The organism is Marivita geojedonensis (assembly GCF_002115805.1).
GTDB classification, from domain to species: Bacteria; Pseudomonadota; Alphaproteobacteria; order Rhodobacterales; family Rhodobacteraceae; genus Marivita; species Marivita geojedonensis.
This window is the reverse complement of the sequence record NZ_JFKC01000003.1, coordinates 253,402-278,939: the sequence shown is the minus strand read 5'-3', so window position 1 is coordinate 278,939 and position 25,538 is coordinate 253,402. Positions and strand designations below refer to the sequence as shown.

Below are 25,538 nucleotides of genomic sequence, written 5' to 3'. Positions count from 1 at the left end.
CTCAACCATAGATTGTGTTGATTCCAACAGTCATCGAAACCGTTGCACTGCAGTCGCTTTGAGCGCCTCGCGGCCATGACGGGTTGACGCGGCGATCCAGGACTCAAGTTCCTCTTCGCTTAACTCGTACCGTTCAAGCGCTTCTTTCTTTGTAATGAGACGGTGCACCACCGCATCAACCACGATGGCCTTGCGTGACGCCACCCAGCGATATGTGTTGGGCGGCGGCAGATCCCCGCGCGACAGGACCGCCCCATTGGCGAGGGTCACGGTGCGGGGGCCGTGCGATTTCTTTAGATACATGTGCGGCCCCTTCCAAGCCAGATTTCCGTGTTGCCCGGCACTTTGGGCGTCCCAGCCTTAATGCGAGGTGAAGCCAAGGGTTGAGAGTGTCTCGGATTTACCTATATTTCGCCCGATCAGCCCGACCGACCCGGAGACACCCGAAATGGCCCTCGATGCGCCAAAGCTCAATTCGCTTGGATTTGCCAAGCCCCCGTCCGAGACACGTGTCGTCGTGGCGATGTCGGGCGGCGTGGACAGTTCGGTTGTGGCCGCGCAACTGGCCGAGGAAGGCTATGACGTGGTCGGCGTGACGCTTCAGCTTTATGACCATGGCGCAGCTTTGGCCAAGAAAGGCGCGTGCTGCGCCGGCATCGACATCCACGATGCGCGCCGCGTGGCCGAAGACATGGGTTTTCCGCATTACGTTCTGGATTACGAAAACATCTTCAAGGATGCGGTGATCGACGAGTTTGCCGACAGCTACCTTGCCGGCGCAACGCCGGTTCCGTGCATCCGCTGCAATGAGCGGGTGAAGTTCAAGGATCTGCTGGAAACGGCCAAAGACCTTGAGGCCGACTGCATGGCGACCGGCCATTACATCCAGCGCAAGATGGGGGAACACGGGCCCGAACTACATTGCGCGACCGATGCGAACCGCGACCAGAGCTATTTCCTGTTCTCGACCACGCCGGAACAGCTTGATTACCTGCGCTTTCCGTTGGGCCACCTGCCCTCCAAAGACGCGACCCGCGAATTAGCGTCGCGCTATGGCTTGCAGGTGGCGGACAAGCCCGACAGCCAGGACATCTGTTTCGTGCCGAACGGCAATTATGCCAGCGTGATCGAGAAACTGCGCCCCGGTGCGGCGGAACCCGGCGAGATCGTGCATGCCGACGGACGGGTGCTGGGCACGCATCACGGCGTGATCCATTACACCATCGGTCAGCGCCGGGGCTTGGGCATCGGCGGGCTGAGCGATCCGCTTTATGTGGTCAGACTCGACGTGGACGCCAAGCAGGTGATCGTCGGTCCGAAAGAGATGCTGTCCACCCGCACCATCCCGGTGCGCGAAATCAACTGGCTGGGTGATGCGCCCTTCACCAGCCAGAAAGAATGGCATGTCTCGGTCAAGGTCCGCTCCACCCGCCCCCCACGCGAGGCGATCATCCGGCCCCTGACGGACACCACCGCAGAGGTGGAACTGCTGACGCCTGAAGAAGGCGTGTCACCGGGTCAGGCCTGCGTGTTCTATGAAACCGAAGGCAGCCGCATCCTTGGGGGCGGCTGGATCTGGCGCGGCTGAGCAAAAGTCATTGCGTCGCGGGCGCGCTTAATTCACCTTAAGGGAGAGCAGCACAAAGCCCTCTCTGATGCCCGAACGCACCTCAACGCACATCATCTGCATCGTTCCCCGTCTGGGCGCGAGCGTTGGGGGAGGTAAGATCAACGCGGTGTTCCGCAGAATGTGCCTGCTTGCGGACCGTCCTGATACGCAGGTGACGCTGCTCAACCTTCAGCATGACTGCAATCAGAAGATCGCGTTTGCCGAACTGGTGGCACAGGGTGTTCTTGATCCTAGGATTGACCATCGATCGCTCTATGAGATCTGCGTCCCCGACCAGCCTGCCTCAGAAGGTCCAGATATCGCTCTGCCGGAATGGGACGAACAGACCTCGAGCATGGGGGCCAAACTCCGGATCACCTACACTCGGGACGGCGTGCCTGTCATGCGGGACAGCATTGCGCCAAGCGCGGCCGGACGCCTGACAATCCGGCAGATCCTGACCGACCCCGACAAAGACATCCGCCTGAAATATCTGGATCAATCCCTGGTCGAGGCCCGCACCCGGTCGGGTGATGGAATGGTGGACAAAATCGCCTATGTCGAAGGAGAGGCCCGCTGCGTCATCCGGCGGGAGACACGCGCCTTCGTGCATGTCGAGGATTTCGGCATGGGTCAGACATTTACCGATGAGGTCGCACATCAGCGGGCGCTGGTGCTGCGGTATTTCCCACAGGATTGCATCGTCTTCATCGACGGAGTGACATCGGCGCATCTGTCCCGGCCGATCACGGCCCGCAAAGTCCTGTTCCTGCACGCGGACCATCGCGATGCGGCGGGCAAGGTCGTGCCGCGGTCGCGCGGCCTGATCCAGGCTTTCGACGGGGAAGCGATCATCACGGCCACCCATGTCCACAAGCGGCAACTCGAACGGGACACCTCGCCTTCGGCGCCGATCTACGTGATCCCGCATGTGGTCGATGCTGCCCCCGCCACCAAAGGCCCCCGCCATCACATCTGCACGGTGTCGCGGCTGGATCTGACCGGCAAACCGATCCACCAGTGTATCGAGGCCTTTGTGAGGGTCATGCATCTGATCCCCGGCACCAACTACCTGATCTACGGCTCCGGCATCGGTCAGGCGCGGTTGCAGCAATTGATTGACCACCATGATTGCGGCGACCGGGTCAAGCTGATGGGCCATACCTCGGATGCGCCCGGTGTTTTTGCCCGGTCGCTTCTGTCACTCGCGCCGACCATGACCGAAGGGTTCGGTCTTGCCCTTCTTGAAGCGCTGAACGCCGGTTGCCCCGTAATCAGCTACGACGTGGATTACGGACCGCGGGAACTGATCACGCCGGGCCGGAATGGCGAGCTGGTGACACCCGGAGATATCGACGCGATTGCACAGGCGATCCTGCGTGTTCACGCCAATCACGAGCAATATACCGCGGCCTGCCCGGCGTCGGTCGAAAGCTATTCGTTCGACGCCTACAAGACGCGGTATTACAGGCTGATCGACGATCTGAACGCCAGTCGCTTTTCTTTCGATATCGGCGCGCCTGACCTGAAGGCCGAGGCCCTTGCGGCGCTTGAACGTGCGCCCGGCCGACACCGGGAGCGCTTGCTCGACCTCTACATCCATCTCTGCCACCTGAGCCGTGATCTGGGCGGGATGTATGATGGTTTCCTTGAAAAACACCACAAAGCACCGGACGATCAACGTCCTCTGGTGCGCTGCATCTGGCTCAGCCGCAGGCTGGGACAGCAGGATGCGTGTCGTGGACATTTAAGGGACTTCGCGCACGGCTTTCCCGACGCGCACGCGCAATTCCTGCGCCGTTACCCAGAGTTCCTTGACCTGTCCGAGACCGCGCAGAACTCAGGCTGACCGCCGATCAGAGCGTCAGAGGTTGCATTTGTCCCGCATGAAGGCCAGCGCCACCGACAGACCGTCCGGCGCGATGCCATGTGCCGTGCCCTTCATGATATGGGCATAAACCTCATCCCAGCCCGCTTTCTGCAGAGCCTCGGCTGCTTCCGGCAGAGATTGCGGCGGCACCACGTCGTCCTGATCGCCATGCACCAGAAGGATCGGGAAGCGGCTTTCCACCTCGTCGGCAAGCAGCTCCGGCGCCAGCAGACGGCCCGAGAACGCCACCATCCCGGCAATGGCGTCTTCGCGGCGCGGAGCGACATGCAGCCCCATCATCGTGCCCTGGCTGAAGCCGAACAGCACCACCTGCTCGGGCAGCAGATCCTCATCCACCATCAACGCGTCAAGAAACGCGTTCAGGTCATCGACCGCGCGGGCCATGCCCGCCATCGATTCCTCCTCAGAGGAGCCGTCAATCCACGGGATCGGGAACCACTGGAACCCGAACGGCGCGCCGGCACAGGCTTCGGGCGCGTCAGGCGCGACAAACAGCGTGTCTGGCAGGTGTTCGCCCAGCGGATCCGCCAACCCCAAAAGGTCGGCCCCGTTGGCCCCGTAGCCATGCAGGAACACCACGGCAGATCGGGTTTCCCCGGATAGCGGTTCCTTGCGGCCTGCGTTCAACACCCGTGTCATGCGATCCCCTCTCGGTCTTTTGCCACATGGTAGTAGGCCCAGAGCGCCCGCGCCGCAACCGATCTCCACGGGCTCCACGCTTCGGCCATCTGGCGCAGCGGCTTTTCCTTGGGGCGTTCGGGCAGATCGAACAAAATCCGCGCACCTTCCTGCAAGGCAAGGTCGCCGGGCGCGAACACATCCGCCCGGCCAAGCGAGAACATCGCGTAGATTTCAGCGGTCCAGACGCCGATCCCCGTGACATTGGTCAGGGTCTTGATGACCTCGTCATTGGGGGCATGACGCAAAGCGTCATAGTCGATCCCCGCCTCGGCCAGCGCACAGGCATAGCGCGCTTTCTGTCGACTGAGCCCCAACTCTCGCAAGCCGTCCTGATCATGGCGCAGCACCGCGTCGGGTGTGACCGCCCCCGCGTCCTCCAACTTGGCCCAGATCGCACGGGCCGAGGCCACGCTGACCTGCTGGCTGACAATCGCACTGAGAAGCTGCGCAAACCCGTCCGGCCTGCGCCGCAGCGGCAGCGGTCCGGTCTGTTCAAGCGCGTCGGCAAAGCGTGGCTCTGCCTTCGCCAGCCACGCGGCACCTTCGGCCACGCAGGCGTCGGTTTCGATCAGGCGTCCAACCACAGCTTTGTCTCCAGCCAATCCATCGCGGCCTCGACCGAGTTCACCTCCGGGCCGGTTGCGATGCGCGGGCGGCCGACCATGTAGACCGGAAGACCCAGCGCCCGCGCCGCCGCGATCTTGGGCCAGCCGCCCGGCCCTCCTGCATTGCGGGTCAGCACCGCGTCGATCCGAAACCTGCGCATCAGCGCGATTTCTCGCGCAACGGTGAACGGGGCGGTGCCGTGCAGATAACGCCCGTAGCGCAGCGGAAACGGGTCGTGGTGTTTGTTCAGTTGCCGGACATAAAGAACCGCGTGCCGCAACGCCCGCAATTCGTGCAAGGCTGGTCGCCCCAGCGTCACCAAGACCCGCGCCCCTTTCGGGATATGCGCCGCCGCGTCCCGTGCGCTGGGCAGAACGACCCAATGATCCCGTGCGGTCGGTCGCCACGCCGGACGCGCGAGGCGCAACACCGGAACCCCGGCCTGCGCACCGAGCCGCGCGCCAAGGCGCAGGCTGTCCACGTCACAGGGATGAGGTGCAAGAACCAAGGCGTCCGCTGACTGCACCTGCGCGACCAGCGCGGCCGAGGCTGATGCCCCCTGCCCGGTGATCCGGTCACTGTCCGGCAACCAGAGCTGTGCTGTCGCGCCAAGCCGTTCCGCCAGATGCCGCGCTTCGGCGGAACCGCCGAGTATCACCACCTGGCCGCGGCCAGCGGAATTGGAGCCGTCAAAATCCTTCATCCCGCCCCGTTTACAAAACCTCGGGGCAAAGCGCCACGCAGCGTTGCGCACACTTGCAGGAACTTGAATTTGGACATACGGCTTCTCGCATGAGCACAATTGACCATGCCACCCCCGACAACACCACAGAAAACCGCCGTGCCAAGCGCAACGTGTTTGTTCTGGTCCTCGCCCAGGCCATTCTGGGTGCGCAGATGCCAATGCTGTTTACCGTGGGTGGTCTGGCAGGTCAGTCGCTGGCATCAAACATCTGCTTTGCCACGCTCCCGATCTCGCTGATCGTTCTGGGGTCGATGACCACCGCAACACCCATCTCGGCCTTCATGCAGAAATTCGGGCGTCGTGCCGGGTTTGCCGTGGGCGCAATGGGTGGCGCACTGGGCGGTGCCATCGGGGCCTATGGTCTCTATATCGCGTCTTTTCCGGTCTTCCTCTTGGGCAGTTTCCTGACCGGTATCTATATGTCAGCACAGGGGTTTTACCGCTTCGCTGCCGCCGACACCGCCACGGATGATTTTCGCCCCAAAGCCATTTCCTATGTCATGGCAGGTGGCCTTGTCGCCGCGATCCTTGGGCCGCAATTGGTCAAGGCAACGGCGGATTGGTACGTTGTGCCGTTCCTAGGCACCTATTTTGCGGTGATCACCCTGAACCTGTTCGGTTCGACGCTGTTCCTGTTCCTCGACATTCCAAAGCCCAAGGCACCCAACGCGGACGACCCCAAGGGTCGCACCCGGTTGGAGCTGATAAAGACGCCGCGCATCGCAGTGGCGATCATCTGCGGCATGGTCACCTATGCGCTGATGAACCTCGTCATGACCTCGACACCGCTGGCCGTGGTCGGATGTGGCTACACCGCCAACAACGCGGCCGACATCGTGTCCGCGCATGTTCTGGCGATGTTCATTCCGTCCTTTTTCACCGGGCATCTGATCGTTCGGTTCGGGGTGGAAAAGATCGTCGCCACAGGATTGTTGATCCTCGCGGCCGCCGGCGCTGTGGCGCTGCAGGGTGTGGCGATCGAGAATTTCTATATCGCCCTGATCCTGCTTGGCTTTGGCTGGAACTTCGGCTTCATCGGCGCAACCGCGATGCTGACCGCCGCGCATGAGCCGCACGAGCGCGGCCGTGTGCAGGGCATGAACGATGTGCTCCTGTTCGGCGGCGTGACGATGGCCTCACTGGCGTCGGGCGGGTTACTGAACTGTTCCGGCGGCACCCCGGTTGAAGGGTGGAGCGCCGTGAACATGGCGATGGCGCCGTTCCTGATGCTGGCCGGTGGCGCGCTGATCTGGCTGATGTTCCAGTCGAAAGAGACCACGGCCTGATCGGTAAAATGCAACGCAGTTTTCCTATCGCCGGGTAAGCACGCGTTCACAGGTTTCACGCAGGGTTGCAGGCAAATTCCACCAGAACGGTGTTTGCCATGCTCCGACTCCTCTTGCTCTCTCTCCCCCTGCTGGCCGGGTGCCAGCATTACGACAAGGCCGCGCATTTCGCCGCCGGTGCGGCGGTGTCACATATCGTGACACAGGAAACCGGAAACCCGACGGCGGGCTGTCTTGCCGCCATCGGGGTCGGGGTTCTCAAGGAAATGGTCGACGAGGTCGCGGACCCGGCGGATATTCTGTCGACGGGTTTGGGATGCAGCGTGGCGCTGGCGTTCTAAGTCACCAGCGCCCGGTTCCGGCCTGCCACATCAGGCGCAGCGTCCTGTACGCGTCAGACATGCCAAGCGTTCCGTTCGCCACCCGGCGCGGATCAGCCTTTGCCTGTTTCAGGACTGGCCCCGCCTGCCACGCGGCAAGGGTAAGCGGCTGCGCCGCCTTGGGCAGATCGGCGCGGCGCTGGCGGGATTTTACCAAACGGTCAAATCCTTCAGCAGCCAGATCGCGCACCGCATCGGGACGCCCATCCACCAGCGGCCTGCGACCCTGCCGTTCCAGTTCCGGCACAGCCCGGAGGAATTGCGCGAGGCCGCTGGCATAGCCAAGGTCGGACAGCATGTCGGGCATGGTGCCACTCAGGGCTTGGGATGCTGCACGCAGCAGCGACGCGGACGTATCTTCGATATATTTTGAAAATGCTGCCTGATCTTCAAACGGATCGCGATAAACATCCCAGAACCGCGCCTCGACCACCTTTTGAAGCTCCCGCGCGGCGGGAGCATCCAAAACATGTGCCAACGAGGTCACCACCTCATGCCGCCGCACCAGCCCACCGCTGGCGATTTCCTCCAGCGCATCAGTCCACCATTGCAGGCGCATTTCGGCGATGATCGCCTCTTTCGTCACCCAAGGCGCGCGTGAGACTTCGACATTGAATGCATATATGGGAAACAACACCTTACGCGCCTCGACCGGCGCGGCCATTGTTGAGGCGAACCGGTCGGGATCACCCTTTTCGACGAGCTTCGCGCAGGCGATCAGGTCGGCGTCAAAGCTCATGCCGGGGCTGCGTCCCGCACCAGTTTCCAGCGCACCGCATCCAAAAGCGCTTCGAACGACGCGTCGATGATGTTGGCGCTGACACCGACAGTAGACCAACGCCGCCCCTGACCGTCTTCGCTGTCGATGATGACACGGGTCACGGCCTCGGTCCCGCCCTGGGTGATACGGACCTTGAAGTCTACAAGACGCAGATCGTCGATCATGTGCTGATACGGGCCAAGGTCTTTGGCGAGCGCCTTCGACAGCGCGTTCACAGGGCCGCGGTCATTGCCAAGCTCGTCCATGGACTCACTGACCGACAGCTTCTTCTCGTCGCCCACCTTCACGACAACCACCGCTTCGGAATGAGAGATCATCTTGTTGTACTTGTTCTTCCGCCGCTCCACCGTCACGCGGTAGCGTTTGACCTCGAAGAACTCGGGCAGCATTCCCAATTCATCACGCGCCAGAAGCTCGAAACTCGCCTGCGCGGTGTCGTAGGAATAGCCTTCCGCCTCGCGCGCCTTGATCCGGTCGAGGATGCGGGCAAGCGCCGGGTCCTTGTCCGGCACCTCGATCCCGGCCTCGGCCAAACGGCGGCGCAGGTTCGACTGTCCAGCCTGATTGGACATCGGGATCACCCGGCGGTTGCCCACCAGTGCGGGGTCGATATGCTCGTAGGTCGTCGGGTTCTTCAGGATGGCGCTGGCGTGCAGACCGGCCTTGTGCGCAAAGGCGGATGACCCGACATAGGCCGATTGCTTGAGCGGCACGCGGTTGAGGATTTCGTCCAGCATCCGGCTGATCCGGGTCATGCCTTCGAGCGCCTCCAGCGTGACACCGGTCTCATAGGTGCTGGCGTAAGGTTCCTTGAGCAGCAGCGTCGGGATCAGCGATGTGAGGTTCGCGTTGCCGCAGCGTTCGCCCAACCCGTTCAGCGTGCCCTGGATCTGCCGCGCGCCTGCGTCGACGGCGGCCAGAGTGGTGGCGACCGCCATTTCCGTATCGTTGTGGGTGTGGATACCCACATGGGTGCCGGGGATGCCAGAGGCGATGACGGCTTCGGTGATCCTGCCCACTTCGCTGGGCAGCGCGCCGCCATTAGTGTCACAGAGCACGATCCAGCGCGCGCCCGCCTCGTATGCGGCGTGCAGGCAGGTCAGTGCGTAGTCGGGATTGGCCTTGTAGCCGTCGAAGAAATGTTCGGCGTCAAACAGCGCCTCGCGTTTCTGCGACACGATATGGGCGACCGAGGCCCGGATGTGTTCGACGTTTTCCTCTAGCGTGATCCCAAGCGCGGCAGTGACGTGGAAATCATGTGTTTTGCCGACAAGGCAGACCGACTTGGTCCCGGCGTTCATCACGGCCGCAAGGACGTCGTCATTTTCGGCCGAGCGGCCCGCGCGTTTGGTCATTCCGAAGGCGGTGACGGTGGCGCGGGTGTGGCCGACCTCGTCGAAGAACGCGCTGTCGGTGGGGTTCGCCCCCGGCCAGCCACCTTCGATGTAGTCGATGCCAAGCGCGTCGAGCGCCTCGACAATGCGGTGTTTTTCGGGGGTCGAGAACTGCACGCCCTGCGTCTGCTGGCCGTCGCGGAGCGTGGTGTCGTAGAGGGTCAGGCGGGTTTTGGTCATAGCTTGGCCTTTGTGCAGAGGGCCGCGCCCGACCCTGGGTGGGCGCTTTTTGTGTTCGAGCGGTAAGAGGCGGCGTCACGCGCATATCGTTGGTTCGGAGCGAGCGGGTCCCCAATGCGCCCTCCCGGGGGGAGGGTCGGGCGCGGCCCGGCGTGCCGCCGGGCACAGTGCTTCGAGCGGAGCACCATTACACAGCCTCCAGCTTTGCCGCGTCGAAACCCGTTCCCGGGACCAATTCGACACCAGCCTTGGACATGCGCACTTCGACACCGGCCTCGGTCAGCGCGGTTTTCATCGCGTCAACAGCCGAGAAATCCTTGGTCTGCATTGCGGTCTCGCGCAGAGAAGCGAGGCGATCCGCGAAAGTGGACAGATCGACACTTACACTGTCCCATCCCCCAAGATCGTCTGTCAGCAGGCCAATCATCCGCGCTCCGGCCAACAGCCCGGCTGCATCACCGTCCCCAGCCAACTTGTGCAGGATCGAAATCGCGCCGGCGGTGTTGAGATCATCCGAGAGCGCATCGATGATCTCGGGAGATGCCTCTCCCGCCGCCACGCCATCTGTCATCGCCCGCCACTTGCGCAGCGTCGCTTCGGACTCTTCGCGCTTTTTCTCGGTCCAATCCATCGGCTTGCGGTAATGCGTCGACAGGAACACGAACCGGATCACCTCGCCCGGCACGCCCTGATCGAGCAAATCCCGCACGGTGAAGAAATTGCCCAGTGACTTGGACATCTTCTTGCCCTCAACCTGCAGCATCTCGTTGTGCAGCCAGTAGCGCGCAAAGCCGTGGCCTGCGCATTTCGACTGCGCGATCTCGTTCTCGTGGTGCGGGAACATCAGGTCGTTGCCGCCGCCGTGGATGTCGAACTGATCCCCAAGCAGATCATAGGCCATGGCAGAGCATTCGATATGCCAGCCGGGTCGGCCCCGGCCCCATGGGCTGTCCCATCCCGGCAGATCGTCAGAGGACGGCTTCCACATGACGAAATCCATCGGGTTACGCTTGTAAGGCGCGACTTCGACCCGCGCACCGGCGATCATGTCATCGACCGAGCGGCCCGACAGCTTGCCGTAGCCTTCTTTCCACGAGTCGACGGCGAAGAGAACGTGCCCTTCGGCCTCATAGGCATGGCCACGCGAGATCAGGTCTTCGATCATCGCCACCATCTCGGCGATATAGGTGGTGGCGCGTGGCATATGTGTCGGCTCCAGTGCGCCGATGGCAGCCATGTCTTCCAGATACCACGCGGTTGTCTCGGCAGTGATGTCGCCGATGGAGCGGCCGGACTCGGCCGCGCGCGCGTTGATCTTGTCGTCGACGTCGGTGAAATTCCGCACGTAAGTCACATGATCCGCGCCATAGACATGGCGCAGCAGGCGGAAGAGTACGTCGAACACGATCACCGGACGCGCGTTGCCGATATGGGCGCGGTCATAGACGGTGGGCCCGCAGACATACATCCGCACGTTTGTCGGATCGAGAGGCGTGAATTCCTCTTTCTTGCGGGTGGCGGTGTTGGTCAACCAGATGGTCATGGATGCTCCTCGCGGGCCGGGTTCGCGGCGGGAGTAGCAACTTCACTTCAAGATGGGAATAGAAGACCGGCCCGCCAGGTGGATTAGCGGATAATGCAGCAAATAATCGTTGCGATACGGGTCATGGCGCGCAGTTAGACGCGATCCGCTTTTCCGGTCAAGGGTTTTGCGCCAGGTGCCGGTTCGATCTGGACTTTCGGGCACCGGCTCTGGCAGGAGTCGGAGACCAGTATCCGGAGACCATCATGCCAGCCTTGTCACACCGCATCACCACGCTCAACGGCGACGGATCCGATGGCTGGGACGTGTTCTACCGCGCCCGCGCGATGATTGACGCGGGCACACCGGTGACCGAGTTGACCATCGGGGAGCATGACATCCGCACAGATCCGTCGATCCTCAAGGCGATGTACGAAAGTGCTGTGGGTGGACACACGGGTTACGCAATTGTGCCGGGAATCAGCGCCTTACGGGACGAAGTCGCGGCACGTGTCGAGGCGCAGTCAGGTGTACCGACCCGGCGTGAGAACGTGCTGATCACACCGGGTGGTCAGGCCGGGCTCTTTGCCGCGCATATGGCGGTTTGCGGACCGGGAGATGTGGCGCTCTATATCGACCCCTATTACGCGACCTATCCCGGTGTTGTGCGGTCCGCGGGCGCGGTGCCTCGGGCCGTGCCGACACGGTCGTCGCAAGGCTTCCTGCCCCAACGCGATGTTTTGGAGGCGGCAAGCGACGGGGCTGTTTCGCTGCTGATCAACACCCCCAACAACCCGACCGGTGCGGTCTATCCGCGCGACACGCTTGAGGGCATCGCCGACGTGGTGACGGAGCGGGACATGTGGCTGATCTCGGACGAGGTGTACGACACACAGGTCTGGGAGGGCGCCCATCTGAGCCCTCGCGCCCTGCCCGGCATGGCCGAGCGAACGCTGGTGATCGGATCGATGTCCAAAAGCCATGCGATGACAGGCAGCCGGATCGGCTGGATCGTCGGGCCGGAAGAGGTCATCACCTGTCTCGTCGATCTGGCGACCAACACCACCTACGGCGTGCCGGGTTACATTCAGGACGCGGCCCTGTTCGGCCTTCGGGCCGGGGCCGAATTGGAGGCGCAGGTCGCTGCTCCTTTCCTGCGGCGGCGTGCCATTGCCGAGCGGGTTCTTGCCGGGCAGCAGGCGGTGCGGATGATCCCCGCACAGGGCGCGATGTACGTGATGCTGGATGTGCGCGCGACAGGGATGAGCGGTGAGGAATTCGCCTTTGCCCTGCTCGACGCGCATCACATCGCGGTTATGCCGGGCGAAAGTTTCGGTCAGTCGGCAGCGGGCCATGTGCGGGTGGCCAAGACGCTGGAGGACAGCCGGTTCGAGGCGGCGCTGCGCACCCTGTGCGCGTTTGCAGCCGGGCTGGCCCAGGCCGCGTGATGGCAGAGCCGGTCTCGTCGATCCGCAATCTGGGACCGGCGATGGATGCCGCCTGCGCCAAGGCGGGGATCACATCGGCAGAGGAGTTGCGCGAAATGGGCGCGGATGCGGCCTATCGGCGCCTGCTGCTGTCTGGGATGCGGCCGCATTTCATCGGCTATTACGTTCTGGTGATGGGCTTGCAGGGGCGACCGTGGAACGATTGCAAGGGTGATGAGAAGAAAGCCCTGCGGATGCGTTTTGATGCCATCGAGACTGAAGCTGCCGAAAGCTCGGATGGTGTACCTTCCGGGATCGAGCGGTTTCTGGACGAGATTGGCGTCGTAGCCAAAAAATAAGCCGGGCAAATGCCCGGCTTACATCATGTCAGACGTCTGCGACGGGTGGCTTAGCCGACCAGTTCGAGACCCGAGAAGAAAAATGCGATTTCTTCTGCTGCGGTTTCCGGAGCGTCGGAGCCATGCACGGAGTTTTCACCAACGGATTCGGCGAACTCGGCGCGGATGGTGCCGGGAGCGGCGTCTGCCGGGTTGGTTGCGCCCATGACTTCGCGGTTCTTGGCAATTGCGCCTTCGCCTTCGAGAACCTGCACGACAACCGGCTCGGAGGCCATGAATTCGCACAGTTCGTCGTAGAATGGACGCTCGGCGTGTACGGCGTAGAACTTGCCAGCCTGCGCCTTGGTCAGGTGGATGCGCTTCTGCGCAACGATGCGCAGGCCCGCTTCTTCGAACTTGGCGTTGATCTTGCCGGTCAGGTTGCGGCGGGTGGCGTCGGGCTTGATGATCGAGAATGTACGTTCGAGGGCCATGATGGTCGCTCCGTGGTTGGGTTTAAGGATTGGTGCGCCCGTTAGCATGAGGGTTTGGCGTTGGAAAGCCCCTGCCGTGGCGTACGGGGGCTCTGCCGCCGAACCCCCGAGGTATTTTTGGCCCAAAGAAGCGAAGGGTGCTGGTTTGTCATCACCGGCGTTGCTATGGGCGTGCCATGCTGAAGATCGAAGACATCACCTATTCCGTTGAAGGGCGCCCTCTTTTCGAGGGCGCGAGTGCCGTTATTCCCGATGGCCACAAGGTGGGTCTTGTCGGGCCGAACGGGGCAGGAAAAACAACGCTGTTCCGGCTGATCCGCGGGGAACTGGTGCTGGAAGGCGGCAGTCTTTCCGTGCCGCGCGGGGCGCGGATCGGCGGGGTGAGCCAGGAGGTGCCGGGGTCGTCGGTCTCTCTGATCGATACGGTTCTGGCCGCAGATACCGAGCGCGCTGCCCTCATGGCCGAGGCGGCGACAGCCACGGACGGGGCACGCATCGCCGAGGTACAGACGCGGCTGGCGGATATCGATGCGTGGTCGGCGGAAGCGCGGGCGGCAGCGATCCTCAAGGGGCTGGGCTTTGATGATGACGAGCAGCGGATGCCATGCTCGGCCTTTTCGGGCGGTTGGCGCATGCGGGTGGCTTTGGCGGGGGTGCTTTTTGCCCAGCCCGATCTGCTGCTGCTCGATGAACCGACCAACTATCTGGACCTTGAAGGCGCGCTGTGGCTGGAAAGTTATCTGGCGAAATATCCCTATACGGTGATCGTCATCAGCCACGACCGCGGATTGCTGAACCGGGCGGTGGGGTCGATCCTGCATCTCGAAGATCGGCGACTGACCTATTATCAGGGACCCTATGACCAATTCGCGCGGCAGCGCGCCGAACGGCGGGCGCAGGCGGCGGCGGTGGCCAAGAAGCAGCAGACGCGCGTGGCGCATCTGCAGAGCTTTGTCGACCGGTTCCGCGCCAAGGCGAGCAAGGCCAAGCAGGCGCAGTCGCGGCTGAAGATGATCGAGCGGATGGACATGGTGGCGGCGCCGGAAGACATCGCCAAGCGCGTCTTCACCTTTCCGCAGCCCGATGAACTGTCGCCGCCGATCATTCGCGTGGAGAACGGGGTCACCGGCTATGGCGACACCGAGGTGCTGCGCAAGCTGGACCTGCGGATCGATCAGGATGACCGGATCGCGCTTCTGGGCAAGAACGGCCAGGGGAAGTCCACTCTGGCCAAGCTGCTGTCCGACCGTCTGCCGCTGATGGCGGGTCGGATCACGCGGTCGTCGAAGCTGCGGATCGGGTTCTTTGCCCAGCACCAGGTGGACGAGTTGCACGTGGACGAGACACCGCTTGACCACCTGCGTCGGGCGCGCCCCGATGAGATGCCGACACGGCACCGCGCGCGGTTGGCCGGGTTCGGGCTGATGGCGGCGCAGGCGGAAACCGTCGTGGGCAAGCTGTCGGGTGGGCAGAAGGCACGGCTGTCGCTGCTTTTGGCAACTTTGGACGCGCCACATCTGCTGATCCTCGACGAACCGACCAACCACCTTGATATCGAGAGCCGCGAAGCGCTGGTTGAGGCGCTGACCGCCTATTCGGGGGCGGTGATCCTTGTGAGCCATGACATGCATCTGATGTCGATGGTGGCCGACCGGCTTTGGCTGGTGAAAGACGGCACTGTGGCGCCCTATGAGGACGACCTCGATGCCTATCGCGCCATGCTGCTGGCTGCTGACAAGCCGGTGAAGCCCGAGAAGCCCAAGCCTGCGCGCCCTGCCCGGCCCGACCGGGACACCATGCTTGCGCTGCGCGCCGAGGTGCGCAAATGCGAAGCGCGGGTCGAGAAGATCGAGGAGATGCGCGAGACGCTGGCGAAGAAACTCGCCGACCCGGCGCTGTATGAGGACGCCCGCAAAGGCGAGTTGGAGACCTGGAACCGGAAATATGCCGAGGTGATGGAGGGCTTGAGCCGCGCTGAAGCGCTTTGGGAAAAGGCGCTGGAGAAACTCGAGGCGGCGGAAAGCGCCTGAGAGGCGCGCTGGCGAAACGTGTTCTTAGCGTACAGCGCTTGCGCCACGGGCACGAACGTGATTGAGCGGGGATCATGGACAGCGCCTTTCTCATATCCGCCTTCGTCACCATGTTCGTGGTCATCGACCCGATCGGACTGACGCCGATCTTCATTGCCCTGACACCCGGAATGACGGCGCAGCACCGTCGGGCGATTGCCGTGCGGGCAACAGTGATTGCGGCAGGGCTTCTGTTTCTGTTTGCCTTTCTGGGCGAGCAGGTTCTTGGGTTTATCGGCATCTCCATGCCGGCCTTCCGCATCGCCGGTGGTATCCTGCTGTTTCTGACGGCCCTCGACATGCTTTTCGAACGGCGTACAAAACGACGCGAAGATCAGGCCGAGATGGACGACGTGCCCGATCCCTCGGTGTTTCCAATTGCAATCCCGCTGATTGCCGGACCCGGGGCAATCGCATCGATCATCCTGCTGGTCGGTCAGGCCGACGGTACGGTTGGGATGATGTCGGTTCTGGGCGTGATGGTGGGCGTTCTGGCCATCGTGTTTGTGCTGTTCCTGAGTGCGACCTTCATCGAACGCGCGCTGGGCAAGACCGGGATCGTCGTTGTGACAAGGCTTCTGGGGATGCTTCTGGCCGCGCTTTCGGTTCAGTTCGTTCTGGACGGCATCCGCGGATTTGGGCTCATGATGGGGGCATAAGCAGCCTGCCCTACAAAACCGCGCCCCGCTGACCTACATTTCCTGAAGGGCAAGCTGGGGTGTGACAATGACCGCGATGGAGTATGGCAATCTGGCCTATCTGGTGCTGCTTGGCGCCGTCATCGGTTTTTGGTTCTTCGTGCAAAACCGGCAGAGCCTGAACCGTACCCTGCAGCAGGGCGCGATCTGGGGCCTGATCTTTCTCGGTGTGATCGCGGCGGTCGGTCTTTGGGGCGATATCCGTCAGACGGTCCAGCCACAGCAGCTTGTCATGGCGGAGGCTGGTCGGATCGAGGTGCCGCGTGGGCCGGATGGGCATTACTACCTCACTCTTGAAATCAACGACGCACCGGTTCGGTTCGTCGTCGATACAGGGGCGACAGGGATGGTCCTGACGCAGCAGGACGCCGAACGGATCGGTCTGACAGACGAGGACATGATCTTTTATTCCGAGGCCATGACGGCGAACGGTCCTGTGCGGACCGCGCCGGTCCGGCTTGAGGATGTGGCGCTAGGACCGTTTCACGACAGCGATGTGCGCGCCTTTGTCAATGAAGGCGAAATGAGCAAATCTCTGCTTGGGATGGAATACCTCAACCGGTTTGCCCGGCTGGAAATCAACAACGGCCGCCTGATCCTCGAACGCTGAGCGACCCCGCCGTTTCTGGGGGGTTGGCGGAACCAAAGCCTTGGGCTACGGTCAGCCCGTACGACAAAGAGAACCCTATGCGCCACTCGCTGCCACTTGCGCCGCAGTTCTATGTGACTGCGCCTCAGCCCTGCCCGTATCTTCCGGGCCGGATGGAGCGCAAGCTGTTCACCGCCCTTCAGGGTGAAGCGGCGGACAAGTTGAACAACAGCCTGTCGAAACAGGGTTTCAGACGGTCGCAGAACGTCCTTTACCGCCCGTCCTGTTCGGACTGTGCGGCCTGCCTTTCGGCGCGGATCTCGGTGGAAAAGTTCCGTCCGTCCCGCAGTCAGAAACGGACCATCAAACGCAACGCTCATCTGCGGCGGCGGGCGACAAGCGCCTGGGCCACAGAAGACCAGTACGAGCTGTTCCGAACCTATCTGGATGCGCGCCATGCCGATGGCGGAATGGCGGATATGGATGTGTTCGATTTCGCGGCCATGGTCGAGGAAACGCCGATCCGGTCACGTGTGATCGAATACAGCGATGAGGTGACGCGCGAATTGCAGGCGGTGTGTCTGACCGATGTGCTCGATGACGGGTTGAGCATGGTCTATTCCTTCTATTCGCCCGACGTTCCGGCGCAGAGCCTTGGCACCTACATGATCCTCGATCATGTGGAGATCGCGCGAGAGGCCGGATTGCCTTATGTCTATCTTGGCTATTGGGTGCCCGGCAGCGCGAAAATGGGGTACAAGTCCGCCTTCTCGGGGCTGGAACTTTACCGCCATGGTGGATGGGAGCCGTTCCGCAGCAGGGACAGCTATTCGGCTGACACGCACCCGATGTCCACGGATCCGATTGCCGAGCAGGTGGCCAACATCTCACTTCCCGATCTTCGCGGGTAGCCGTCAGTCAGCTACGGGAACGGATCCCGAAGTCGCACGTTCTTCTGTCGCAACGACACAGGAGCGAGCATTCATGGCTGAACATGACACATTGGTACTGCCGGTGGCGGAACTGGCGCGGAGCAACGACAAGTTCCGCGAAGTGATCTGGACAGGGAACAAGACGCAATTGGTTCTCATGGCGATTCCCGAAGGTGGTGAGATCGGTGGCGAGACCCATGAAGGCCATGATCAGCTTCTTTATTTCGTGGACGGTACGGGAACAGCCAAGATCGGCGATGACGAGATGCCCGTGTGGGCTGGCGACGTGGCAATCGTGCCTTCCGGCCAATATCACAACTTCAGGAATACCGGCTCGGGGATGATGCGGCTCTATACGACCTATTCCCCACCCGAACATGAGCCCGGGACGGAGCACAAGTCAAAGGCCGATGCCGAGGCAGATCCGAACGAAGACTGAAACGAAAAAGGCCGCCCTCGGGGGCGGCCTTTCGCTTTGGATTTCTGTCGCCGATCAGTTCGGCATCAGATCCGGCACAATCGTCACGATACCCGGGAAGAACCACAGGATCGCAAGACCAAGAACCTGGATCAGCACGAACGGGATCACGCCGCGATAGATATGTCCGGTTGTCACCTCTTTCGGTGCGACGCCGCGCAGGTAGAAGAGTGCAAAACCGAAGGGCGGTGTCAGGAACGACGTCTGCAGGTTCACCGCGATCATGATGGTCACCCATGCCGGATCGAAGGATCCGCCATAGATAACCGGACCGACGATGGGCACGACGATGTAGATGATCTCAAGGAAGTCGAGAACGAAGCCAAGGATGAACATGATCAGCATAACGATCAGGAACACCTTGAATTCGTTGTCGAAGCTCTTCAGGAAATCCTGAATGTAGTGTTCGCCACCGAATGAAATCACCACGAGGTTCAGAAGCTGCGAGGCGATCAGAATGGTAAACACCATACTGGTTACCTTTGCCGTTTCCCGCACCGCAGGCGTCAGAACACCCGAGCGGAACAGCACCCAGCAGCTGAACAAGAGGCCAAAGAAAGCATAGAGATAGGCCGCATATGCTACGAAGAAGCCAACCCAGCTTTCCGCCGAAACGGTGTCGAGATTGATCCGGAGATCGAAATTGACACCGATCAGGATCATGATCGCCACCGCGAAAGTGGAGTTGATGATGATCTTGCCCGACTTATCCTGCTCGCGCAGTTTACGATAGGCCGCAAGCATGATCGCACCTGCCGCACCAAGTGCCGCAGCGGGTGTCGGATTGGTGATGCCGCCGAGGATGGACCCCAGCACGGCGACAATCAGAACCAGCGGCGGGAACACGACGCGGATCAGTTCGTTCCCGGCCATCAGCCTGACCGCCGCCGCAGTCCCATAGAGCGTCAGCACAGCGGGGATTGCCATCAGGGCAACGGTGCCACTGGCCGAGGTCGTCGGCTTGATGAACAGCATATCCACCAGCACCATCAGAGCCAAACCGCCTGCACCGATGATCAGCGGGCGCGGTTCCGCGCTGGGCGAAACACCCCGTCCAATGCTGAGCGCCAGTCCGAACATGACAATCAGAACGGCAATACCGGTTCCGATGGGCGCAGCATTTGCGACCTTCTCGGCAATGGCTGCGGTCATTTCCTCTTCGCTGAGACGCACACTCTGGGCTTGCCCGCCGGCTGCGTTGATCGCTTCCTGTTCCTCAACAGCGGTGTCCCATGCTTCCTGACCGTGCAGTTCGATCATGGACGCCTGACACTCCGGGCTGACGCTGGTGCGCAGGCTTGCCGCCTCGCCGATGTCCGAGAAGCTGTCCACCTGTGTGGACTGCGATCCGACAACGTTGACCTGTCCCAACAGGAGCGTACCGGCAATCAGCGCGACCGGAATAAAGAGGAACCATGTCAGAGCCTCACCCCGTGTCACCGGTTCGGCATTGGTGGAGCCAAGCTCGACCGGCGGGGCCTTTGACGGGTTCAGCATCGCGAACCCAAAGGCATAGGCCGCATAGAGACCCGCAAGGAGAATACCCGGAAGCAGAGCGGCCTGGAACAGGGTTCCGACCGACACAACCGCCGGTTCGCCAAGATAGGTCAATGCGTCGGTACAGCCCGCAAGAACGGCGCGGTTTTCCTGTGCGGCGGAATAGATGTCGCCGGCGAGCGTTCCGAGAAGAACGATCACAATCGAGGGCGGGATGATCTGTCCGAGTGTCCCGGATGCCGCGATTACACCGGTCGCCAGTTCCGGCGAATAGTTGTTCCGAAGCATCGTCGGCAAGGCCAACAGGCCCATCGTCACAACGGTCGCGCCCACGATCCCGGTGGATGCCGCGAGGAACGCACCCACCACAACGATGGACACCGCGAGACCGCCCGGCAGCGGACCGAAGACCCTTGCCATCGTCGTCAAAAGATCGTTTGCAATCTTCGAACGCTCAAGCACGATCCCCATCAGAACGAACATCAGAACGGCAAGCAGAGTTTCGATCGACTGGCCTGCCAGCACGCGTTCGTTGATGCGGTTCACAATGAACGACACGTTCCGGTCAAGCGCGACCTCCCAGCCCTGTGGGAAGACATGTTCACCGATCCTCGGAAGTTCAGGATACCTGAATATCGAGATCGAGTTCGGATTGGTTCCTTCAGCGACCAACGCGGCATAGGCCGGCGACGCGGTGTCGATTGCCTGGTGGATCAGCAGGCCCGCACTGTCGAGTGCGGCGATGATTCCAAAGGAAATCGCCCCTGCCCCACCGATGGCGAACGCCACCGGGAAACCCGAAAGAATTGCGCTGAAGAGCGTGAGAAAAACGATGATCAGGCCGATCTCGACGCCATCAAGTCCAAAAAGCATGACTGTCTCCGCCCTTAGAATTCTGCGTGGTCGTAGGGTTCTTCGCCAGCTTCAAGCACATCCCTGTCGAGATACTTGTCCTGGCTGTCTTCGCCTTCCCTGAGTTCAAGGTAAGACCGGTAGAGGAAGGCGACGGCCTGAAGGAAGATCAGTCCGCACATTATCACCAGAAGCACCTTGAACATGAAATAGCCGTTGAACCCCGATGGGCTGAAACCGATCGTCTCGACGTTCCAGCGCAGCGCGCGCGCCTTGTTGATCAGGCGGTCGAGGTCTTCGGAGGCCGATGGCTTCGGCACGATCAGGTGCCGCCACATGAAGAACCAGCTGTAGAGCCAGATCAGCACCGCCATGGGCATCATGAAGATGACGCTGCCAACCATGTCGATGATCTTTTTTGTCCGGTGCGATACGGCAGAGTAGATCAGGTCCACGCGCACGTGTCCGCCCTGCACGAACGTGTAGGTCAGACATAGCGTCACGACGAGCGCGTTGTAGAGCTTCAACTCTTCCGCCCACCACGAAATATCGAACTGGAGTGGGATGCCGAACCCCATCGAGATGTCCGGACGCGTAAAGATCCGCTGCATGAAAACGATGACGACCTGCTGGATCACCATAAGCAGACCGGCCCATGCAAAGAACCGGCCGACCGTGTTCGCCATCCCTTCTAGACCGCGTACACAGGCCCACATGAAGTCGTTGCGCCACAGGCCGATGGCCGTGACGATCAGGAAGGTGGTGAAAACAACAAAGAAGAATTCCACCGAGCCGCCGTAATAGACAAACCGCATGATCGCCTGTTTGTCGCTCCAGTCGAGCCACAGCCCCGGATGTGTGATTGCGTAGCCGAAATTGTAGAAGGATGCGGCAATATTCTGCAGCACCCAGACAATTCCGCCCCCGAACGCAGCTAAGGCTTCACCAAAGCTGACTGCACGGACCTCTTCCATGATGTTCCCCCGTCACTCCCAGATCGGACCCTCTCTCCCCGGGTCCTGTATCGGGTTGCCCGGCATTTTGTACCGGACGCCAAACAAGGGCCCCTGCGATGCAGGAGCCCCCGATTATTGTGAAACTGGCCGGATCACTGACCCAGAACGCGAACGCGCTGTTCGACGTAGTAACCGTCGGACTTGTTGATCCATGCGGCCGAGGTCGCGAGGCTTTCCTCGAAGGACGCGCGGATCTTGGCGAACAGTTCGTCGTTCATGTTTTCGTCCATGACCTCTTTCGAGGCTGCGCCGAACGCATCCCAGACGTCGTCGGAGAACTGAAGCGTCTTGACGCCCTGCGCCTGCAGACGGGCCAGTGCGGCACCGTTGTTGGCGAGAGTTTCGGCCAGCTGGAACTGTGTGGTCGCCATGGATGCATACCGCAGGATGGCCTTGTGCTGGTCGCTGAGCTCGTTCCAGACGTCGAGGTTGACGTTGGCAGCAAGCGCCGAACCCGGCTCGTGGAAACCGGCGGTGTAGTAAACTTTTGCCACTTCCTGGAAGCCGGCGCGTTCGTCAGCCATCGGGCCAACCCACTCCAGACCGTCGAGCGCACCCGAGGACAGAGCCTGGTAGAGTTCGCCACCCGGAATGTTCTGCACGGAGGCGCCCATCTTGGTGAGAACCTGACCGCCAAGGCCCGGCATACGGAACTTGAGGCCGTTGAAGTCGTCTGCCGACGTGATTTCGTTGCGGAACCAGCCACCGGACTGCGAACCGGAGTTACCGGCAATCAGACCCTTGAGGTTGAAGATCGAGCCCAGTTCGTCGTGCAGCTCTTCGCCGCCGCCATGGTAGTACCAGTTCGATACTTCCTGCGCGGTGCCGCCAAACGGCACGGCGGTGAAGTACGCGTAGCCCGGGTGCTGACCGATGAAGTAGTAGTCTGCGGAGTGGTACAGGTCTGCCTGACCCGAGGACACAGCGTCGAACACTTCGAACGCGCCCACCAGTTCGCCCGGTGCTTTCTTGTCGATGACGAGGCTGCCACCGGACATTTCGCGCACCATGGTTTCAAAGTAGCTTGCTGCGTCATCGAGAACCGCGAAGCCGCGCGGCCAGGATGTGACCATTGTCAGCGTCCGGGTGCTCTGAGCGACAAGCGGTGTTGCCAGAGTGGTTGCTGCGGCAGCACCTGCACCGACAGTAGACGCACGTAGGAATGAACGACGATCCATGTATTTCCTCCCCTTGAATTGGATGCGCAAAAGCAGCCAGCCCGCTGTTTGCGCGGATCGTTAAGTGCGCCGACCCTAGCCAGACGATTTGGCGATGCAAATACCCACTCCTACGTAGGCCATGCAGAAATTGCGCCGATTTCCGACAAAAATTGCGTCATTTGCCGATGTCCCGATGATTTCGCCGCTTTGCATCCTCCCCCTCCTGCGGTAGCGATTTGTCATGCGCAGGGCGTTCGAACGACTTCGGATCACCAACGGCCAGAAGCTGTTTCTGTTGGCCTCGCTGCCGTTGATCCTGTCGGCAGCGGCCATCGCTATTCTTGTGGCGAATCAGTCGCGGGCAATGGCGGATCGCGAAATCGCAGTGCTTGAGAGCCAGTTGATCGAGGCGAAAAAGCGCGAGCTTCAGAACTATGTCACACAGGCGCGCAACGGGTTTTACTTCATTTACGGGTCTGCAGCCCCCGATGACATGGCGGCGCGCGATCAGGTGGCACAGATCCTCAGCGCCATGATCTATGGCGATGAAGGGTTCTTTTTCGTTTACGATTACGATGGCACCAACCTTGTCAGCCCGCGGCAGACCGAGCTGATCAATGGCAACTGGCTCGATCTCGAAGACAGCGATGGCACCCGCGTTGTCGAAGAGTTCATCCGAACCGCGAGATCCGGTGCCGGATATGTGGAACACCTGTGGCCCAAACCTTCGACCGGAGAAGAGGCGCGGATGATCACTTACGTCACTTCATTTCCAAGCTGGCGATGGGCCGTGGGGACCGGTGTGTTCATTGACGACATCCTTGCCTCGGTTGCGGCAGCGCGGGCCGAAGTGGAGGCACGGGTTCAGCGTACCTTTGTCTATATTTCGGTCATCACGCTGGTCGCCCTGACAATGGTGTTCCTGAGCGGGTTGTTCCTGAACGTGCGCGAACGCAAGCTGGCCGACGCAAAGCTGCGAGAGCTTACCCAACGGGTGCTGGACGCGCAGGAGGAAGAACGCGGTCGCGTTGCGCGGGAATTGCACGACGGGATCAGCCAGATTCTTGTCGGGGTCAAATATGCGCTGGACGTCGCTCTTCGCCGCACCCGGAAAGGTGAGGCAAATGCAGCCGAACCGCTGCAGAAAGGCATCGACAATCTGAACACCGCGATCACCGAAGTGCGCCGGATCAGCCGCGATCTGCGGCCCGGCGTTCTTGACGATCTGGGCCTCGGTCCGGCGATCAAATCCCTGAGCGAGGATTTCCGCAGCCGCACCGGCATCCGAACGGATTTCGACACCGTGGTGTTCCGCAATCGGCTGGATCAGGATGCCAAGATTGCGCTTTATCGGATCGCGCAGGAAGCATTGACGAATGTTGAACGCCACGCGCAGGCCACAGAGGTGAAGATCGATCTGCGTGGTCACCGGGATGGTGCCACGCTTCGGATCGAAGACAATGGGCGCGGCTTCGAAACCGGCGGCAAGGAAGGCCGCACCGGGATCGGCCTGCGCAACATGCAAGAAAGGATCGACCAGCTGGGCGGTTCGTTGCGGGTCTTGTCAACGCCAAAGGGGACCCTTATCGAAGCGCAGGTTCCGTTGACCCACATCCTGCCGCCGGAAGATCGGCGCAATACGAAACTGACGGAGGCACCGGTATGACTGATCGCACACGGGTCGTTGTTGTCGATGATCATCCGATGGTGGCCGAGGGGATCGAGGCGATCCTCGAAGGCTATGACGACATCAAAGTGATTGCGACACTGAGCAACGGTCAGTCATTGATCGACCAGCTGGACGAACTGGCGCCGGATGTGGTCCTGATGGACCTGAACATGCCGGGCCTGAACGGTCTATCTGCAACGGAAATCGTGTTGGAGCGCCGTCCGCAGACCCGCGTGCTCGTCCTGTCCATGCATGATACCCCGGAATACATTTCGACTGCGCTTGGCCACGGAGCAAAGGGATATGTGCTGAAAGACGTGCCAACAGACGAAATCAAGAACGCGATCGACGCGGTGATGCGCGGTGAACAGTATCTATGTACGGGTGCCGAAGGTGCGTTGACACCGGCAGAAGGGTCCGGGCGCGAACAGCTGACCAACCGGGAGCAGACCATTCTTCTGGAACTGGCCCAGGGCAAATCCAACAAGGAAGTCGCTCTGAGCCTGGATATCTCTGTGCGCACAGTGGAAACGCACCGCAAGAACATCAAGCGAAAGCTCGGCATCAGCTCGACCGCCGGGCTGACACGATACGCGCTGGAGCACGGTGTCCTTCAGGGCACCGGCGTCAACGGCTGATCACACGTCGACATCGTCCACTTCGGTTTCGTCGCAGGACCAGAACGCCTTGAAAGACGCGCGGATGATCCGTGGCTCAGGCTGTTCCTGGTAGGACAGCTCTGACAGCTCGACGCCAGCCGCCTTGCGGATGTTGTCCAGCTCCGCACTCAGGATCGGAGCCAGTCCAAGCGCAGCGATCAACACACCCGCATGAACCAGAGTGAAGGACGCTGCCCGGGTTTTGTGTTTGCCAATCATGGAACCCTCCCTGCGGGAACTTTGGCGTTACAAGTAAACTCTGCGGTTCACTTTAAATCTGAAACCCCATTACAGGCAATTCACAACTCCGCGCGCTGGCGCACATGGCGTGTGAGAGCCGGCAAACCGAGTCGTATTGGTGGCATCCGCCCTCTGGATTTCGCGATATTTCGCCAAACAGGTCACTTCACGAAATTTCTGACAAGAAAAACTGCCGCACGGGTACTTTTTTCGCGCTTTTCGATGTTGACGCCCCAGAAGGCTCACCATAATGTCCGCCCCACGCGAAAAGGAGCCAAAATGGCACGAGTACTTGTCATTGTTGTAGGAAAGCGCATGGGCCGGTAACGGAACCTGATGAGGACC

Annotated in this window: 25 protein-coding genes; 13 read left to right on the top strand and 12 right to left on the bottom strand. The window is 61.3% G+C overall.

Annotation, left to right across the window (positions count from 1 at the left end; translation table 11 throughout):
• Positions 1–30: 30 nt before the first annotated feature.
• Positions 31–303: a CtrA inhibitor SciP gene (sciP, locus tag MGEO_RS06395; RefSeq protein WP_085635872.1), complete on the bottom strand. Its 273-nt coding sequence runs from the start codon at positions 301–303 to the stop codon at positions 31–33.
• 145 nt (positions 304–448) lie between these two features.
• On the opposite strand from sciP, the gene mnmA reads away from it, so the two are divergent.
• On the top strand, positions 449–1,588 hold the full coding sequence (mnmA, locus tag MGEO_RS06390) for a tRNA 2-thiouridine(34) synthase MnmA (protein WP_085635871.1): 1,140 nt from the start codon (positions 449–451) through the stop codon (positions 1,586–1,588).
• 67 nt (positions 1,589–1,655) lie between these two features.
• Entirely contained in the window at positions 1,656–3,458 is a 1,803-nt protein-coding gene (locus tag MGEO_RS06385; protein WP_085635870.1) for a glycosyltransferase, read from the top strand.
• Between the two features lie 15 nt (positions 3,459–3,473).
• Here MGEO_RS06385 and MGEO_RS06380 read toward each other — a convergent pair whose 3' ends face one another.
• Genes MGEO_RS06380 through MGEO_RS06370 form a run of 3 tightly spaced genes read right to left on the bottom strand, consistent with a single transcriptional unit; the run spans position 3,474 to position 5,490 of the window.
• Positions 3,474–4,139, bottom strand: a complete 666-nt coding sequence (locus tag MGEO_RS06380; protein WP_085635869.1) for an alpha/beta hydrolase — start codon at positions 4,137–4,139, stop codon at positions 3,474–3,476.
• Positions 4,136–4,765: a DNA-3-methyladenine glycosylase family protein gene (locus MGEO_RS06375; protein ID WP_085635868.1), complete on the bottom strand. Its 630-nt coding sequence runs from the start codon at positions 4,763–4,765 to the stop codon at positions 4,136–4,138. The genes MGEO_RS06380 and MGEO_RS06375 overlap by 4 nt, the downstream gene beginning before the upstream one ends.
• Positions 4,750–5,490 (bottom strand): precorrin-6A/cobalt-precorrin-6A reductase, encoded by a 741-nt coding sequence (locus MGEO_RS06370; RefSeq protein WP_085635867.1) that lies wholly within the window; start codon positions 5,488–5,490, stop codon positions 4,750–4,752. The genes MGEO_RS06375 and MGEO_RS06370 overlap by 16 nt, the downstream gene beginning before the upstream one ends.
• Positions 5,491–5,579: 89 nt before the next feature.
• On the opposite strand from MGEO_RS06370, the gene MGEO_RS06365 reads away from it, so the two are divergent.
• Positions 5,580–6,818, top strand: coding sequence for an MFS transporter (locus MGEO_RS06365; RefSeq protein ID WP_085635866.1), 1,239 nt, complete (start codon positions 5,580–5,582; stop codon positions 6,816–6,818).
• Between the two features lie 98 nt (positions 6,819–6,916).
• Positions 6,917–7,159: a hypothetical protein gene (locus MGEO_RS06360; RefSeq protein ID WP_085635865.1), complete on the top strand. Its 243-nt coding sequence runs from the start codon at positions 6,917–6,919 to the stop codon at positions 7,157–7,159.
• Position 7,160: 1 nt separating this feature from the next.
• Here MGEO_RS06360 and MGEO_RS06355 read toward each other — a convergent pair whose 3' ends face one another.
• The 3 genes from MGEO_RS06355 to cysS form a co-directional block, all read right to left on the bottom strand.
• Positions 7,161–7,937: a squalene/phytoene synthase family protein gene (locus tag MGEO_RS06355; protein ID WP_085635864.1), complete on the bottom strand. Its 777-nt coding sequence runs from the start codon at positions 7,935–7,937 to the stop codon at positions 7,161–7,163.
• Positions 7,934–9,553 (bottom strand): citramalate synthase, encoded by a 1,620-nt coding sequence (gene cimA, locus MGEO_RS06350; RefSeq protein ID WP_085635863.1) that lies wholly within the window; start codon positions 9,551–9,553, stop codon positions 7,934–7,936. The genes MGEO_RS06355 and cimA overlap by 4 nt, the downstream gene beginning before the upstream one ends.
• A gap of 187 nt (positions 9,554–9,740) precedes the next feature.
• Entirely contained in the window at positions 9,741–11,096 is a 1,356-nt protein-coding gene (gene cysS, locus MGEO_RS06345; RefSeq protein ID WP_085635862.1) for a cysteine--tRNA ligase, read from the bottom strand.
• 245 nt (positions 11,097–11,341) lie between these two features.
• On the opposite strand from cysS, the gene MGEO_RS06340 reads away from it, so the two are divergent.
• The gene (locus MGEO_RS06340) at positions 11,342–12,523 is read left to right on the top strand and encodes a pyridoxal phosphate-dependent aminotransferase (protein ID WP_085635861.1); all 1,182 of its coding nucleotides are present in this window, start codon (positions 11,342–11,344) and stop codon (positions 12,521–12,523) included.
• The gene (locus MGEO_RS06335; protein WP_085635860.1) at positions 12,523–12,861 is read left to right on the top strand and encodes a TfoX/Sxy family protein; all 339 of its coding nucleotides are present in this window, start codon (positions 12,523–12,525) and stop codon (positions 12,859–12,861) included. Before MGEO_RS06340 ends, MGEO_RS06335 begins: the two co-directional genes overlap by 1 nt.
• A 50-nt stretch (positions 12,862–12,911) precedes the next feature.
• Here the strand turns inward: MGEO_RS06335 and ndk are convergent, their stop codons facing one another.
• A complete protein-coding gene (ndk, locus tag MGEO_RS06330; RefSeq protein ID WP_085635859.1) occupies positions 12,912–13,334 on the bottom strand; it encodes a nucleoside-diphosphate kinase in 423 nt (140 codons plus the stop codon).
• 176 nt (positions 13,335–13,510) lie between these two features.
• Here ndk and MGEO_RS06325 point away from each other — a divergent pair, with 176 nt between their 5' ends.
• The 5 genes from MGEO_RS06325 to MGEO_RS06305 all read left to right on the top strand — a co-directional run bounded on the left by MGEO_RS06325 (position 13,511) and on the right by MGEO_RS06305 (position 18,061).
• Positions 13,511–15,364: an ABC-F family ATP-binding cassette domain-containing protein gene (locus MGEO_RS06325; RefSeq protein WP_085635931.1), complete on the top strand. Its 1,854-nt coding sequence runs from the start codon at positions 13,511–13,513 to the stop codon at positions 15,362–15,364.
• 74 nt (positions 15,365–15,438) lie between these two features.
• Positions 15,439–16,062: a MarC family protein gene (locus MGEO_RS06320; RefSeq protein WP_085635858.1), complete on the top strand. Its 624-nt coding sequence runs from the start codon at positions 15,439–15,441 to the stop codon at positions 16,060–16,062.
• A gap of 67 nt (positions 16,063–16,129) precedes the next feature.
• Positions 16,130–16,711 carry a retropepsin-like aspartic protease family protein gene (locus MGEO_RS06315; protein WP_085635857.1) on the top strand — a complete coding sequence of 194 codons (582 nt, stop codon included), beginning with the start codon at positions 16,130–16,132 and terminating at the stop codon, positions 16,709–16,711.
• Between the two features lie 77 nt (positions 16,712–16,788).
• Positions 16,789–17,601 (top strand): arginyltransferase, encoded by an 813-nt coding sequence (locus MGEO_RS06310; protein WP_085635856.1) that lies wholly within the window; start codon positions 16,789–16,791, stop codon positions 17,599–17,601.
• 73 nt (positions 17,602–17,674) lie between these two features.
• Positions 17,675–18,061 carry a cupin domain-containing protein gene (locus MGEO_RS06305; protein WP_085635855.1) on the top strand — a complete coding sequence of 129 codons (387 nt, stop codon included), beginning with the start codon at positions 17,675–17,677 and terminating at the stop codon, positions 18,059–18,061.
• Between the two features lie 54 nt (positions 18,062–18,115).
• Here the strand turns inward: MGEO_RS06305 and MGEO_RS06300 are convergent, their stop codons facing one another.
• From MGEO_RS06300 to MGEO_RS06290, 3 genes are all read right to left on the bottom strand, one after another.
• Positions 18,116–20,470, bottom strand: a complete 2,355-nt coding sequence (locus MGEO_RS06300) for a TRAP transporter large permease (protein WP_085635854.1) — start codon at positions 20,468–20,470, stop codon at positions 18,116–18,118.
• A 14-nt stretch (positions 20,471–20,484) separates the two neighbouring features.
• Positions 20,485–21,423: a TRAP transporter small permease subunit gene (locus MGEO_RS06295; protein ID WP_085635853.1), complete on the bottom strand. Its 939-nt coding sequence runs from the start codon at positions 21,421–21,423 to the stop codon at positions 20,485–20,487.
• A gap of 134 nt (positions 21,424–21,557) precedes the next feature.
• Positions 21,558–22,643 (bottom strand): TRAP transporter substrate-binding protein, encoded by a 1,086-nt coding sequence (locus tag MGEO_RS06290; RefSeq protein WP_085635852.1) that lies wholly within the window; start codon positions 22,641–22,643, stop codon positions 21,558–21,560.
• A 223-nt stretch (positions 22,644–22,866) separates the two neighbouring features.
• On the opposite strand from MGEO_RS06290, the gene MGEO_RS06285 reads away from it, so the two are divergent.
• Together MGEO_RS06285 and MGEO_RS06280 are read left to right on the top strand one after the other, a co-directional pair.
• Positions 22,867–24,291, top strand: a complete 1,425-nt coding sequence (locus MGEO_RS06285) for a cache domain-containing protein (RefSeq protein ID WP_085635851.1) — start codon at positions 22,867–22,869, stop codon at positions 24,289–24,291.
• Positions 24,288–24,932, top strand: a complete 645-nt coding sequence (locus MGEO_RS06280) for a response regulator transcription factor (RefSeq protein WP_085635850.1) — start codon at positions 24,288–24,290, stop codon at positions 24,930–24,932. Before MGEO_RS06285 ends, MGEO_RS06280 begins: the two co-directional genes overlap by 4 nt.
• Here the strand turns inward: MGEO_RS06280 and MGEO_RS06275 are convergent, their stop codons facing one another.
• Entirely contained in the window at positions 24,933–25,172 is a 240-nt protein-coding gene (locus tag MGEO_RS06275; protein WP_085635849.1) for a hypothetical protein, read from the bottom strand.
• Between the last annotated feature and the right edge of the window lie 366 nt (positions 25,173–25,538).